Source organism: Lysobacter olei, assembly GCF_054777355.1.
In genome coordinates, this window is the sequence record NZ_BAAHAT010000006.1 from 172,315 (window position 1) to 186,195 (window position 13,881).

At 66.1% G+C, this 13,881-nt stretch carries 8 protein-coding genes and 1 pseudogene; 5 read left to right on the top strand and 4 right to left on the bottom strand.

Translation table 11 applies throughout. The annotated features are described in order from the left end of the window. Window positions 1–47: 47 nt before the first annotated feature. On the top strand, window positions 48–770 hold the full coding sequence (locus ACYVBS_RS10745; protein ID WP_460823589.1) for a DUF2058 domain-containing protein: 723 nt from the start codon (window positions 48–50) through the stop codon (window positions 768–770). 59 nt (window positions 771–829) lie between these two features. Here ACYVBS_RS10745 and ACYVBS_RS10750 read toward each other — a convergent pair whose 3' ends face one another. Beyond that, on the bottom strand, window positions 830–1,540 hold the full coding sequence (locus ACYVBS_RS10750; protein ID WP_460823590.1) for an rRNA pseudouridine synthase: 711 nt from the start codon (window positions 1,538–1,540) through the stop codon (window positions 830–832). A gap of 93 nt (window positions 1,541–1,633) precedes the next feature. Between ACYVBS_RS10750 and ACYVBS_RS10755 the strand changes: the two genes are divergently transcribed. Further along, window positions 1,634–2,491, top strand: coding sequence for a PA4780 family RIO1-like protein kinase (locus tag ACYVBS_RS10755; RefSeq protein ID WP_460823591.1), 858 nt, complete (start codon window positions 1,634–1,636; stop codon window positions 2,489–2,491). A 36-nt stretch (window positions 2,492–2,527) separates the two neighbouring features. Here the strand turns inward: ACYVBS_RS10755 and metH are convergent, their stop codons facing one another. The 3 genes and pseudogenes from metH to ACYVBS_RS10770 all read right to left on the bottom strand — a co-directional run. Beyond that, entirely contained in the window at window positions 2,528–5,215 is a 2,688-nt protein-coding gene (gene metH / locus ACYVBS_RS10760) for a methionine synthase (RefSeq protein WP_460823592.1), read from the bottom strand. Window positions 5,216–5,242: 27 nt separating this feature from the next. Then, window positions 5,243–6,343 (bottom strand): homocysteine S-methyltransferase family protein, encoded by a 1,101-nt coding sequence (locus tag ACYVBS_RS10765; protein WP_460823593.1) that lies wholly within the window; start codon window positions 6,341–6,343, stop codon window positions 5,243–5,245. Between the two features lie 27 nt (window positions 6,344–6,370). Beyond that, a pseudogene (locus tag ACYVBS_RS10770) lies at window positions 6,371–7,297 on the bottom strand (ArsR/SmtB family transcription factor); the annotation flags it as partial. 156 nt (window positions 7,298–7,453) lie between these two features. Between ACYVBS_RS10770 and ACYVBS_RS10775 the strand changes: the two are divergent. The 3 genes from ACYVBS_RS10775 to ACYVBS_RS10785 are packed head-to-tail and all read left to right on the top strand — an operon-like array spanning window position 7,454 to window position 13,830. After that, window positions 7,454–8,629 (top strand): acyl-CoA dehydrogenase family protein, encoded by a 1,176-nt coding sequence (locus ACYVBS_RS10775; protein WP_460823687.1) that lies wholly within the window; start codon window positions 7,454–7,456, stop codon window positions 8,627–8,629. Window positions 8,630–8,635: 6 nt separating this feature from the next. Further along, on the top strand, window positions 8,636–8,788 hold the full coding sequence (locus tag ACYVBS_RS10780) for a hypothetical protein (protein WP_460823594.1): 153 nt from the start codon (window positions 8,636–8,638) through the stop codon (window positions 8,786–8,788). A 59-nt stretch (window positions 8,789–8,847) separates the two neighbouring features. After that, entirely contained in the window at window positions 8,848–13,830 is a 4,983-nt protein-coding gene (locus ACYVBS_RS10785; RefSeq protein ID WP_460823595.1) for an NAD-glutamate dehydrogenase, read from the top strand. Window positions 13,831–13,881: the final 51 nt, after the last annotated feature.

The window sequence follows — 13,881 nt, forward strand, 5'->3', positions numbered from 1 at the left end:
CAGCGGCATGGCCGCGCGTACCGGGTGCAACAGGCAAGAGAGACAGCATGAGTAGTAACAGCCTTCGCGACCAACTGCTTGGCCTGGGGTTCAAGGGGCCAGCCAAGCCCGAGCGCAGTGAGAAGCCGTCGGGTGGGAAGCACGGCCCTGGCGCGACCGGCGGCAAGGGACGGCCCGGCGGCAAGGGACGGCCCGGCGGCGCGGCGCACCATCGGGGTGCCGATGCCAAGGGCGGCCATGGACGCGGTGGCCAACCCGGAGGCGGTCGGTCACATGGCGAACAGAAGCGCGGTGGCCAGAATCCCGGCGCTCAGCGGCACGGCGGCCAGAAGCCGGCCAGCCGCGAGGATATTGACCTCGCCAAGGCCTACGCCATCCGCGCCCAGCGCGAGAAGGATGAGCGCATCGCCGCGGAAAAGGCCAAGCAGGAAGAGGCGCGTATCAAGCGCGAAGCCCGCGCCAAGCTGGCCGAGTTCGTCAAGGACAAGGGCCTGAACGTGGCGGATGCGGAGATCGCCCGGCACTTTCCGTACGGCGGGAAGATCAAGCGCATCTACGTCACCGCCGAGCAGCTGAAGGCTCTGAACGCCGGCGAATTGGGCGTCGTGCAAGTGGAAGGACGCTATCTGCTGGTGGCCGCCGACGTGCTGGCCGAGGCGGAGGCGATCTTTGCCGCCGCCGTGGCGCTCAAGGTGGATCCGAATGCGCCCGCGGAAGACGATCCGTACAGCGATCCGCAGTTCCAGGTGCCCGACGATCTGGTCTGGTGAAGGACTGTTGAAGGGTGGGTGAGGGCGTCGGCCGTCATTGCGGCTGACCGGCTGGCGCGTCAGAACCGCTCGCCGACCGGAAGGTATCGCCATTCTCCCACCGGCATCTTGCTCAGCGCGATCCGGCCGATACGCAGGCGTCGAATCGAGACCACATCAAGTCCCACTTCGCGGCACATGTGGCGCAGTTGCCCGGGCTGCACGGCCTTGATGGCAAATCGAAGCCGGGTCTCGTTCTGCCAGCTCACCTTGCAGGGCGGCAGGGGGGTTCCCCGATAGTGAAGGCCGCTGCCCAGCCGGGACATGCCGTAAGGCGCGATATCGCCGGCCACCTCCACCACGAATTCCTGCTCGATGAGGGCGTAGTCTTCGGTCAGTCGACGGCGGACGCGGCCGTCCTGGGTGAGTACCAGCAGGCCGCTGGCCTCTGCGTCCAGTGGCATGAGCGGCGCCAGACGGTGGAAATGGCGCTTCAGCATGCGGATTTCTGACAAGTCGCCCTCGGAATGCATCCCCGGCGTGACCAGGGCCGCGGCGTCCTGCATGTCCACCCCGGCGGGCTTGTGCAGTAATACCGTGGCGGGCTCGATCGGCTCCAGGCGCGCGCCGGGGGCAAGTTCCACCCGCTGCCCACTGATGGGGGCCTGCGGCTCTTCCACCACGACGCCATCGACCAGCACCCAGCCGCCTTCGATGTACTGTTGCGCGTCCGCGCGCGAGCACGGGACCATTGCGGCGATGCATTTGTCGAGGCGGGTGGGTTCGGGCATGACGGGATTCGTGGCGGCGGGCAGCAAGTGTAATGATATGCCCCCCGTCGATTCGGAAGTCCGACGTCGACGCCGCTCGCGATTCAGGAACCCATGAAGACTCCCCCCGGCCTGCAGGCGCTGATTGACGACGGCGTTATCGACGAAGTGATGCGTCCCCTCAAGAGCGGCAAGGAGGCGGCGGTGTACGTGGTGCGCGCTGGCGACGACGTGCGCTGTGCCAAGGTGTACAAGGACATGGCCCAGCGCAGCTTCCAGCAACGGGTCCAGTACCAGGAAGGCCGCAAGGTGCGCGGCAGTCGTGAGGCCCGGGCGATCGGCAAGGCCAGCAAGTACGGGCGCAAGCAGCAGGAAGTCGCCTGGAAGAACACCGAGGTCGACGCGCTCTACCAACTGCGCGAAGCCGGGGTACGTGTGCCAGAGCCGTACGGGTACTACCACGGCGTCCTGGTCATGGAGCTGGTGACCGACGCGGACGGCCATTCCGCGCCGCGCTTGGGCGAAGTGGAACTGGCGCCAGACCAGGCCCGCGGCTTCCACCGCTTTCTGATCCGCCACATCGTGAAGATGCTGTGCGTCGGGCTGATCCACGGCGACCTGTCGGAGTACAACGTGCTGGTCGCACCGGACGGCCCGGTCATCATTGACTTCCCGCAGGTGGTGAGCGCTGCCGGCAACAATGCCGCGCGAACGATGTTGTTGCGCGACGTCAATAACATCACGGCCAGCCTGGGCCGTTGGGCGCCGGAGTTGCTGGAGACCTGGTACGCGGAAGAGATGTGGGCGCTGTTCGAGGCCGGTGAGTTGCATCCGGACAGCGAACTGACCGGCCAGTTCGAACACGATGAATCCGTAGCCGACATCGACAGCGTGCGGCATGCGATCAATGATGCACGCGATGAGGCGTTGATCCGGCAGCAGGGCCGCGAAGCGGCCGCCGAGGCCGACTAAGCCGGCGGCGCACTCTCAGGCCTGGCTGGGTGGCCGCTATTCCGGGTCGTAATCCAGGTTTGACGCCAGCCACCGCTCCGCCTGCACCAATCCCACGCCCTTGCGCCGCGCGTAGTCCTCTACCTGCTCCTTGGACACCCGTCCGACGACGAAGTACTGGCTGCGCGGGTGGCTGAAGTAGTAGCCGGACACTGCCGCGGCCGGGTACATCGCGTAGCTCTCGGTCAGGCGCAGGCCGATGCGCTGCTCGGCATCCAGCAGGCGGAACAGCGTGGCCTTCTCGCTGTGCTCGGGGCAGGCGGGGTAGCCGGGTGCCGGGCGAATGCCGCGGTACTTTTCATCGATAAGTGATTCGCAATCCAGGGCCTCATCAGCCGCATAGCCCCAGAATTCAGTGCGCACGCGCTGGTGCAGGCGCTCGGCGAGGGTTTCGGCGAGGCGGTCGGCGAGGGCCTTGAGCAGGATGGCGTTGTAGTCGTCATGGTCGGCCTCGAAGCGCGCAACGTGCTCCTCGATGCCGATCCCGGCAGTCACCGCAAAGCCGCCCACCCAGTCCTGGCGCCCGCTGCCCTGTGGCGCGATGAAATCGGCAAGGCAGAAGTCCGGGCGCTCGAGCGGCTTGTCGGCCTGCTGGCGCAGGAAGTGCAGGGTCTCGGTGCGGCCGTCCACCTCGATCACCACGTCATCGCCGATTGACTGCGCGGGCCAAAGAGCGAACACGGCCTTTGCAGTCAGCCACTTTTCCTTGACGATGCGCTCCAGCATGGCGCGCGCGTCGCGGTAGAGCTCGCGCGCCTGCGTTCCGACGACCTCGTCATCAAGAATGGCGGGGAAGCGTCCGGCCAGCTCCCAGGCCTGGAAGAACGGCGTCCAGTCGATGAGCTCCACCAGGTCGTCGAGCGGCCAATCGTTGAAGACATGCAGGCCGGGCTGGTTCGGGGCGGGAGGCGCGTAGTCCGCCCAGCCGCCATCGAAGCGCTGCGCACGGGCCTTCTCCAGTGACACCAGGCGCTTGCCATCGCCGCGGTTGCGATGGCGTTCGCGGATGTCCGCGTAATCTACTGAATTGGCGGCGACGAACGCGTCGCGCAGGTCGACGCTGATCAGAGACTGGGCCACACCGACCGCACGCGACGCGTCCTTCACCCACACGGTGGGCGCCTGATAGTGCGGGTCGATCTTCAACGCAGTATGCGCGCGCGAGGTGGTGGCACCGCCGATCATCAGCGGCATGCTCAGGCCCTGGCGCTGCATTTCACGCGCCACGTGGCTCATTTCCTCCAGCGAGGGCGTGATCAGCCCGGACAGGCCCACCAGGTCAGCGTTTTCGCGCACGGCAGCGTCGAGGATGGTCTGAGCCGGCACCATGACGCCCAGGTCGATAACCTCGAAGTTGTTGCAGGCCAGCACGACGCCCACGATGTTCTTGCCGATGTCGTGCACGTCGCCCTTGACCGTGGCCATCACGATCTTGCCGTTGGACTTGCCCGCATCGCCGGTACGCAGCTTTTCGGCTTCGATGAAAGGAAGCAGGTAGGCCACCGCCTTCTTCATCACCCGGGCGGACTTCACCACCTGAGGCAGGAACATCTTGCCCGCGCCGAACAGGTCGCCGACGACGTTCATGCCGTCCATCAGCGGACCTTCGATCACATCCAGTGGGCGCGAGGACAAGGCACGCGCTTCCTCAGTGTCGCCCTCGATGTACTGGTCGATGCCGTGCACCAGCGCATGGCTCAGGCGTGCGCGCACCGGCTTCTCGCGCCAGGCAAGGTCCTCGACCTTCTTCTCGCCCTTTTTGCCCTTGTAACGGTCGGCGATTTCCAGCAGTCGCTCGGTGGCATCGGCGCGGCGGTTAAGCACCACATCTTCCACGCGCTCGCGCAACAGTGGGTCCAGGTCGTCGTACAGCGGCAGCGCGCCGGCGTTGACGATGCCCATGTCCATCCCCGCCTTGATGGCGTGGTAAAGGAACACGACATGGATGGCCTGGCGCACCGGCTCGTTGCCGCGGAACGAGAACGAGACATTGGAGACGCCGCCGGAGATATGGCTGAACGGATGGCGCCGCTTCAGTTCGCGGCAGGCCTCGATGAAGGCCACCGCATAGTCGTTGTGCTCCTCGATGCCGGTGGCGATCGCGAACACGTTCGGATCGAAGATGATGTCCTCGGGTGGGAAGCCAATCTCTTCGGTCAGCAGCTTGTAGGCACGCGTGCAGATCTCGACCTTGCGCTCGACCGTGTCGGCTTGGCCCGTTTCGTCGAAGGCCATTACCACCACCGCGGCGCCATAGCGGCGCACGAGACGTGCCTGCCGCAGGAATTCGGCTTCGCCTTCCTTCATCGAGATGGAGTTGACGATGCCCTTGCCCTGCAGGCACTTCAGGCCAGCCTCGATCACGCTCCACTTGGAGCTGTCCACCATCACCGGCACGCGTGCGATGTCGGGTTCGGCGGCGATCAGGTTGAGGTAGGCGACCATGGCCTGCTCGGAGTCGAGCAGCCCCTCGTCCATGTTGACGTCGATGACCTGCGCGCCGTTCTCGACCTGTTGGCGGGCCACCACCACGGCCTCATCAAGGCGTCCTTCCAGGATCAGCTTCTTGAACTGCGCGCTGCCCGTGACGTTGGTGCGCTCGCCGACGTTGACGAAGTTGCTCTGCGGGGTGATCTGCAGTGGCTCAAGGCCACTTAGGCGCGTCTGGCGGGGGAGGATGTGCATGGGGGGTTCAGTGGCGCGTTGTCGGCTTCAGGCCGCGGCTTCCAGTGGAGGGCGTTCGCGCGGGGGCAGGTCTGCCACCGCGGCCGAAATGGCGGCAATGTGTTCGGGCGTGGTGCCGCAGCAGCCACCGACCAGGTTCAGCAACCCGGCTTCTGCAAAGCCGCGCAGGACCGCGGCCATGTCTTCCGGTGTCTCGTCGTAACCGCCAAACGCGTTGGGCAGGCCCGCGTTGGGGTGGCAGCTTACGTAGGCATCAGCCACTTGCGCCAGCACGTCGATGTGCACGCGCAGGTCCTTGGCGCCGAGCGCGCAGTTCAGGCCGATGGCCAGCGGTTGCGCATGGCGCAGCGAATACCAGAACGCTTCGGCGGTCTGGCCGGAGAGCGTGCGCCCGGAGGCATCGGTGATCGTGCCGGACACCATCACCGGCACGCGGACGCCGCGGGCGTCGAATGCCTCTTCGATGGCGAACAGCGCGGCTTTCGCGTTGAGCGTGTCGAACACGGTCTCCACCATCAGCACGTCGGCACCGCCGTCGATCAGGCCGTCCGTGGCTTCACGGTAGGCCACGCGCAGTTCGTCGAAGCTGATGGCGCGGAACCCGGGACGATTGACGTCCGGGCTGAGCGAGGCGGTACGGCTGGTCGGCCCCAGTACGCCGATCACGAAACGGGGATGCGACGGATCGCGGGCCTCGGCCTCGTCGCAGGCGGCTCGGGCCAGGCGCGCGCCTTCCTCGTTCAACTCCCGGGCCAGATGTTGCAGGCCGTAATCGGCCAAGGAGATCGTGGTGGAGTTGAACGTGTTGGTTTCGATCAGGTCCGCGCCGGCATCCAGGTACTGGCGATGGATGTCCGTGATGATGTCCGGGCGGGTCAGGCTGAGCAGGTCGTTGTTGCCGCGCTGGTCGTGGCCGCAGCCACAGGCGTCACCGTGGGCATGGCCCGCGCCGGGTGACCAGAGCCTGTCGTATCCCTCTGCGAAGCGCTCGCCGCGGTAATCGGCTTCCTGCAGGTGGTGGCGCTGGATCATGGTGCCCATGGCCCCGTCGATGATCAGGATGCGCTGGGACAGACGCTGCTGGAGCGCCTCGGCACGGGCAGGATTGAGCCAGGGGAGGGTGTTCATGGGCAACGGGGTTCAGCGGGCAACGAGTGGCTTGCGCGCAATCAGCGCGATCACCTCGAAGTGGGGCGGGCGGCGTTCGCGGGTGACGGTCTCGCACGAGACGATGTCGAAACCGGCACGGCTCACGAACCGGCTGAGTTCCTTCTCGGTGAAGCCAAGGTTGACGTGGCCATAAGCCTCCACCACGGACCGGTGCTCGTGCTTGGCCAGGCTGGTCAAGAGCAACCGGCCACCCGGGCGCAGCACGCGCGAGGCTTCCAGCACGGCTTGCGCCGGGTGCTCGGCGTAGGTGAGGGCATGCATCAGCACAACCAGGTCGAACTGCTCGTCGGCGAAGGGGAGGGCGTGCATGTCGCCCTCGCGCACTTCCACGTTCTTCAGCTTGCGCAGGCGTTCGGAGGCCGCCAGCACCACCTTGGTGCTGGAGTCCAGGCAGACGTATCGGTGGGAGTGCGGGGCCAGCAGTTCGGCCATCACCCCATCGCCCGAAGCGATGTCCAGCACGTCGCCCGGCTCCAGCAGCGGCAGCGCGGAGCGCGCCATGGCCTCCCACGTGCGGCCGGGGGAGTAATGGCGCTCCATGTCGCCGGCCACTGCGTCCGCCCAGTTCTGGTCTGCGGCGCGACTGGCCAGTACCTCAGTGACGCGCTCGGCGTCCTGTCGGAGCAAGGGATCGTCGCTACCCTCCCGCAGGGTCTGCCACAATGCGCGCTGTGCCGAGTCCAGTGCGGTGTCGTCGAAACGGTAGTAGGCCGACACGCCGGCGCGGCGGTCGCGGACCAGCCCGGCTTCCTTGAGCTTGGCCAGGTGGGTGGAGACGCGCGGCTGGGCCAGGCGGGTGATGGCGGACAGCTCCGCGACGGTCAGTTCCTCGCGCTCCAGCAGGGCCAGCAGCCGTACGCGCGTGGCGTCGGCGAATACCTTGAGTCGGGAAGACCAGCCTTCCAAGTCCATTGCGCACCTATCAATCAATCTATCGCGATATAGCGATAATTGTGGCGGGTGGCGCGACGGGGGTCAAGCCGCATGACCTCGATCATTGGGGTTCGGTGACCGGGCCGGCTACAATTGCAAACGTAACCAATCGCGGGCGCACGTCGCCCCACAGCCATATCGAGGTGCTTCGTGGATTTCCGCTTTACCGAAGAGCAGTTGATGATCCAGGACGTGGCGCGCCGTATCGCCCAGGAAAAAATTGCTCCGAGTGCCGAGCACCACGACCAGACCGGCGAGTTCCCGCTGGATAACATCCGCACCCTGGGCGAGAACGGCCTGATGGGTATCGAGGTGCCGGCCGAATACGGCGGCGCGGGCATGGATCCGATCAGCTATGTGCTGGCCATGATCGAGATCGCGCATGCTGACGCAGCGCACTCGACCATCGTGTCGGTCAACAACTCGCTGTTCTGCAACGGCATCCTGAAGTTCGGCACCGAGGAGCAGAAGCAGCTTTACGTGCGTGCGATTGCCGAGGGCCGCGAGATCGGCGCGTTCGCGCTGACCGAGCCGCAGTCGGGCTCCGACGCCACCGCCATGCGCTGCAAGGCCACCAAGCAGGCCGACGGCACCTTCATCGTCAATGGCAAGAAGAGCTGGATCACTTCCGGCCCGGTGGCCAAGTACATCGTGCTGTTCGCCATGACCGACCCGGACAAGGGCGCGCGCGGCATCACTGCCTTCATGATCGACACCGACCGCGCTGGCTTCCACCGCGGCAAGACCGAGCCGAAGCTGGGCATCCGTGCTTCGGCCACCTGCGAGATCGAATTCGCCGATTACGTGGTGCAGCCGCACGAAGTGCTGGGCGCCGAGGGTGAGGGCTTCAAGATCGCGATGAGCGTGCTGGACGCCGGCCGCATCGGCATCGCGTCGCAGGCGCTGGGCATCGCGCGTGCCGCTTACGAGGCCACCTTGGCCTACGTGAAGGAGCGTAAGGCCTTCGGCGCGCCGATCGGCACCTTCCAGATGACCCAGGCCAAGATCGCCGACATGAAGTGCAAGCTCGACGCGGCCACGCTGCTGACCCTGCGCGCGGCCTGGCAGAAGGGCGAGTTCGAGAAGGGCGGCGCCCGCTTCAGCAACGAGGCGGCCGTCGCCAAGCTGGTGGCCTCCGAGGCCGCGATGTGGATCACCCACCAGGCCGTGCAGATCCATGGCGGCATGGGCTACTCGAAGGAAATGCCGCTGGAGCGTTACTTCCGCGACGCCAAGATCACGGAGATCTATGAGGGCACCAGCGAGATCCAGCGCCTGGTCATCGCCCGCAACGAGACCGGCTTGCGCTGATCTCCCATGAAGCGCCTCCAAGGCACTGTCGCGCCCGCCACCGCCTGCCATGTGCATCGCGGTGGCGATCGCCGCGATAAACCGATCGCCCGTCGTGGCGTCGTGACCGGCCCGCTTTCCGGGTCGTACGACGTGCGCGACGGTGTTGTTCCCCGCTGACTTTCCCCGACTGGCCTGCGCGAAAGCGTGGGCCTCACTGCATTGGAACTACCGTACCCATGAGTACTGCCGCCAAAGCTCCAGCCAAATCCCGCGGTAAAGCCCGCGCCGCTGTGGCCGAAACCGACGCCGTCTCCCTTGAACCCATCCTGGTCGCGGTCCGCAAGCGCGTGCCCAAGGCGCGCCAAGCGGAGGCCGAGGCCTTCGTCAGCGCCTTCTACCGCCGCATGAGCGTGGACGAGTTGCCGCAGCACGACGCCGATGGCTGGGCCGCGCTTGCCGTGGACATGCTGGACTTCGCGCGCACGCGCAAGCCGGGCAAGCCGCTGGTCCGGTTGTTCAACCCGACCCGCAAGGAGCAGGGCTGGGAGTCGCCGCACACCGCGCTGCAGATTTCCAATGACGACATGCCGTTCCTGGTGGACTCGGTCACCATGGCCCTGGCCGAGCGCGGGATTGGCGTGCACGTGCTGGGCCACCCGGTGGTCAAGCTGACCCGTGACAAGGCCGGCAAGATCACCCAGGTCGGCGAAGGCGTGTCGGAGTCGATGATGTGCCTGGAGATTGATCGCCAGGCGCCGGAATCGATGGCGCAGATCAAGACGCTGGTCGAGGACGTGCTGGAAGACGTCCGCGCTATCGTGAACGACTGGTCGAAGATGCGCGACAAGATGACGGGTGTCGCCAACGACCTGGTCAACCGCACCATGCCAGTGGACCAAGCGGGGCGCACCGAAGCGCAGGAGTTCCTGCGCTGGGCCTCGGATAACCATTTCACGTTCCTCGGCTACCGCGAGTATGAAGTGGCGAAGGAAGGCGGCAAGGAAGTGCTGCGCGCGGTGAAGGACACGGGTCTGGGCCTGCTGCGCGGCAAGGAAGTGGGCAAGTCGCGTCTGCTGACATCCCTTGCGGCGCACTACATGCCGCAGTCCGGTTCGGTGGATGCGCTGATCCTGACCAAGACCAATGCGCGCTCGACCGTGCACCGTCCGGGTTACATGGACTACATCGGCGTGCTGAGCTTCGACAAGGACGGCAAGCCGGTGCGCGAGGAACGCTTCCTCGGCCTGTACACCTCCAGCGCCTATACCCGCCGCCCGTGGGATATCCCGCTGGTGCGCCAGCGCCATGAGTACGTCATGGCCCAGTCGGGCCTCGCGCCGGACAGCCACAGCGGCAAGGCGCTGCGCCACATTCTCGAGACGCTGCCGCGCGACGAGATGTTCCAGGCCAACGAGCAGGAACTGCTGAAGACCGCCAGCGGCATCCTCGGCCTGCAGGAGCGCGTGCGCAGCAAGCTGTTCCTGCGCCGTGACCGCTATGGCCGCTTCTTCTCCGGCCTGGTCTACATCCCGCGCGAGCGCTTCAACACCGACGTCCGCCTGCGCATCGAGGCGATGCTCAAGCGCGTACTGAACGGCGAACACATCGACTCGTCTGTGATGATGGGTGAGTCGCCGCTGGCGCAGTTGCACCTGATCGTCCGCCCGAAGTCCGGTGACGCGGTGGAGGTCGACAACGCCGCGATCGAGGCAGAACTGGCCGCCATCGTGCGCAATTGGCAGGACGACCTGCGCGAGGCGCTGGTCAAGCGCCATGGCGAGGAAAAGGGCCTCAAGCTGGCCAACGGCCTGGGCCGTGCGCTGCCGCGCGGCTATATCGAAGGCGCCTCGGTCGCGGTCGCCGCCGATGACGTGGAGAACCTGTCGGCGCTCAAGGGCGACGACGACCTGCGCCTGTGCCTGTATCGCGCACATGGCATCGGCGACCTGCGTCTGAAGTTCTACCGCCTGGGCTCTGACCTGCAGCTGTCCGACGCTCTGCCGCTGATGGAGAACATGGGCCTGCGCGTGCTCACCGAGCACCCGTACCGCGTGACCGACGGCGACACCGTCGCCTACATCCAGGACTTCGACGTGGCCGTGGCCAGCAAGGACCTGGACGTGGAGGCCAACCGCGCGCAGTTCGAGGATGCCTTCGTGCGCGCGTGGCGTGGCGAGGTCGAGAACGACGCATTCAACCGACTGGTGCTGGGCGCGGGCCTGTCGTGGCGCCAGGTCGCCATGCTCCGCGCGTACTGCAAGTACCTGCTGCAGGTCGGCGTGCCGTTCTCGCAGCACTACGTGGAAGAGACTTTCAATCGCTACCCGCTGCTGGCGCGCATGCTGGTGGAACTGTTCGAGGCCCGCTTCGATCCGTCCACCGGCAAGGAAAGCAAGGCCGAGATCAAGGCTGGCATGGAGCACTTCACCCGCCAGATCGAAGCACTGGCCGGTGGAGATGAAGCCGTAATGGCGGTGGTCAAGCCGGTCATCGAGGCCCGCGCCGGCAAGCGTGAGGCGCAGACCGACGCCGCGCGTGCCGCGCTGGTGGGCCTGCTGGACCGCGTCAGCAGCCTGGACGAGGACCGCATCCTGCGCAGCTTCATCGGCGTGATCGAAGCCACCCTGCGCACCAGCTATTACATGGACCGCAAGGACGGCCTCCGCGCTGACGGTGGCCCGGCGGACTACGTCAGCTTCAAGTTCGACTCGTCCAAGGTCCCGGACCTGCCGAAGCCGCGCCCGTACCGCGAGATCTTCGTATACGGCCCGCGCGTCGAAGGCGTGCACCTGCGATTCGGCCCGGTGGCCCGTGGCGGCCTGCGCTGGTCGGACCGCCGCGAGGACTTCCGCACCGAGGTGCTGGGCCTGGTGAAGGCCCAGATGGTGAAGAACACCGTCATCGTGCCGGTGGGTTCGAAGGGCGGCTTCTTCGCGAAGCAGCTGCCGGATCCGTCGGTGGACCGTGACGCGTGGTTCAACGAAGGCGTGGCCTGCTACAAGCGCTTCATCAACGGCCTGCTCGACATCACCGACAACATTGTCGACGGCAAGATCGTGGCGCCGCTCAACGTGGTGCGCCACGACAACGATGACCCGTACCTGGTGGTGGCTGCCGACAAGGGCACTGCAACTTTCTCCGACATCGCCAATGGCATTGCGCGCGCGCACGGCTTCTGGCTGGACGATGCGTTCGCCTCGGGCGGCTCGGTGGGTTACGACCACAAGGGCATGGGCATCACGGCGCGTGGCGCATGGGAGTCGGTCAAGCGCCACTTCCGCGCCATGGGTCGCGACAGCCAGAAGCAGGACTTCACCGCCGTCGGCGTAGGCGACATGTCGGGCGACGTGTTCGGCAACGGCATGCTGCTGAGCAAGCACATCCGACTGCTGGCCGCGTTCGACCATCGCCACATCTTCCTTGATCCGAACCCGGATGCCGCGGTGACGTTCAAGGAACGCCAGCGCATGTTCAAGGTGCCGCGTTCCAGTTGGGCTGATTACGACGCCAAGCTGATCAGCAAGGGCGGCGGCGTGTTCCCGCGTTCGGCCAAGTCGATTCCGCTGTCGCCTGAGATCAAGGTGGCGCTGGGCATGGACGCATCGGTCACCGCCATGAGCCCGACAGATCTGATGAGCGCCATCCTCAAGGCGCCGGTCGACCTGCTTTGGAACGGCGGTATCGGCACCTATGTGAAGGCCGCGAGCGAAAGCCACGCCGACGTGGGTGACCGCGCCAACAACGGCCTGCGCGTGAATGGCCGCGACCTGCGCTGCAAGGTGGTGGGCGAGGGCGGCAACCTGGGCATGACCCAGCTGGGCCGCATCGAGGCCGCGCAGCACGGCGTGTTGCTCAACACCGACTTCATCGACAACTCGGCGGGCGTGGACACCTCGGACCATGAGGTGAACATCAAGATCCTGCTCAACGATGTGGTGCAGTCCAAGAAGCTCACGCTTGAAGGTCGCAACAAGCTGCTCGCCGCGATGACCGAAGAGGTCGGCGAGTTGGTGCTGAACGACAACTACCGCCAGAACCAGGCCATCAGCCTGATGGAGCGGATGAGCCTGAGCCGCCTGGGTTCCAAGCAGCACTTCATCCGCACGCTGGAGTCGCAGGGCCTGCTGGATCGCCAGATCGAGTACCTGCCGACCGACGCCGAGATCAGCGACCGCAAGTCGCGCGGCCAGGGCCTGACCCGTCCGGAGCTGGCGGTGCTGCTGTCGTACTCCAAGCTGGTGCTGTTCCAGCAGTTGCTGGACTCCAACGTGCCGGAGGACGCGTACCTGTCGAAGGAACTGGTGCGCTACTTCCCGCAGCCGCTACAGGAGAAGTACGCCAAGGTCATGGAGGGTCACCGCCTGAAGCGCGAGATCATCGCCACGGCCGTGACCAACTCCATGGTCAACCGCATGGGTGCGACCTTCACCCTGCGCATGACCGAGGACACCGGTCGCACGCCGGCTGAAGTGGCCAAGGCCTACACCATTGCGCGCGAAGCGGTGGAAGCGCGTGACTTGTGGGCGCAGATCGACGCGCTGGACGGAAAGGTGCCGGAAAGCGTGCAGATCGACGCGCTGAAGACCATCTGGACCCTGCTGCGCTCGATGAGCCGTTGGATCCTGTCGCGCCCGGGTGCCATCCCCGAGATCACCATGGCGATGGCGCGGTATGGCGATGGCTTCAAGGCCGTGCGCGACGTGTTGCCAACCGTGCTCTCCGGCGCGCGTCGTACGGCATATGACGCCCGTTTGGCCGAGTGGAAGGCCAAGGGGCTGCCGGCACCGCTGGCCACCCAACTGGCGGCCCTGCCGACGCTCGAGTTCGCCTGCGACATCGTGGACGTCGCGCAGTCGCGCAAGCTGACCCCGGTGGACGTGGCCAAGGGCTACTTTGCCCTGGGTGCTGCGCTGCAGATGCCGTGGTTGTACGAGCAGGTGGATGCGCTGGATGTCGACGGTCGCTGGCAGGCCATGGCCCGCAGCGCGCTGCGCGACGAACTGGCGACCCAGCAGCGCAGTCTGGTGAGTCAGATCCTCGCGGGCGGCGGCAAGAAGGCGCCCGAGGCCAAGGTGGAGGCATGGATGCAGCGTGATGATTCGACCCTTCGCTTCACCGTGGCCATGCTCAGCGACCTTCTGAGCCAGAAGTCGCTCGACTATCCGACCCTGTCGGTGGCCGCGCGGCGCCTGGCGCAGTTGGCCTCGGCCGGGGAGTAAGCGGCGCGGTTGTCATGGTCATGACGGAGCTCCGGGTTATGCTGTCGGCAT

Bases quoted from the DNA above. Each gene is read 5' to 3' on its own strand.
- metH (WP_460823592.1), bottom strand. From the start codon at position 5,215: ATGCACATCCTCCCCCGCCAGACGCGCCTAAGTGGCCTTGAGCCACTG.
- ACYVBS_RS10785 (WP_460823595.1), top strand. From the start codon at position 8,848: ATGAGTACTGCCGCCAAAGCTCCAGCCAAATCCCGCGGTAAAGCCCGC.
- ACYVBS_RS10745 (WP_460823589.1), top strand. From the start codon at position 48: ATGAGTAGTAACAGCCTTCGCGACCAACTGCTTGGCCTGGGGTTCAAG.
- ACYVBS_RS10755 (WP_460823591.1), top strand. From the start codon at position 1,634: ATGAAGACTCCCCCCGGCCTGCAGGCGCTGATTGACGACGGCGTTATC.
- ACYVBS_RS10750 (WP_460823590.1), bottom strand. From the start codon at position 1,540: ATGCCCGAACCCACCCGCCTCGACAAATGCATCGCCGCAATGGTCCCG.
- ACYVBS_RS10765 (WP_460823593.1), bottom strand. From the start codon at position 6,343: ATGAACACCCTCCCCTGGCTCAATCCTGCCCGTGCCGAGGCGCTCCAG.
- ACYVBS_RS10780 (WP_460823594.1), top strand. From the start codon at position 8,636: ATGAAGCGCCTCCAAGGCACTGTCGCGCCCGCCACCGCCTGCCATGTG.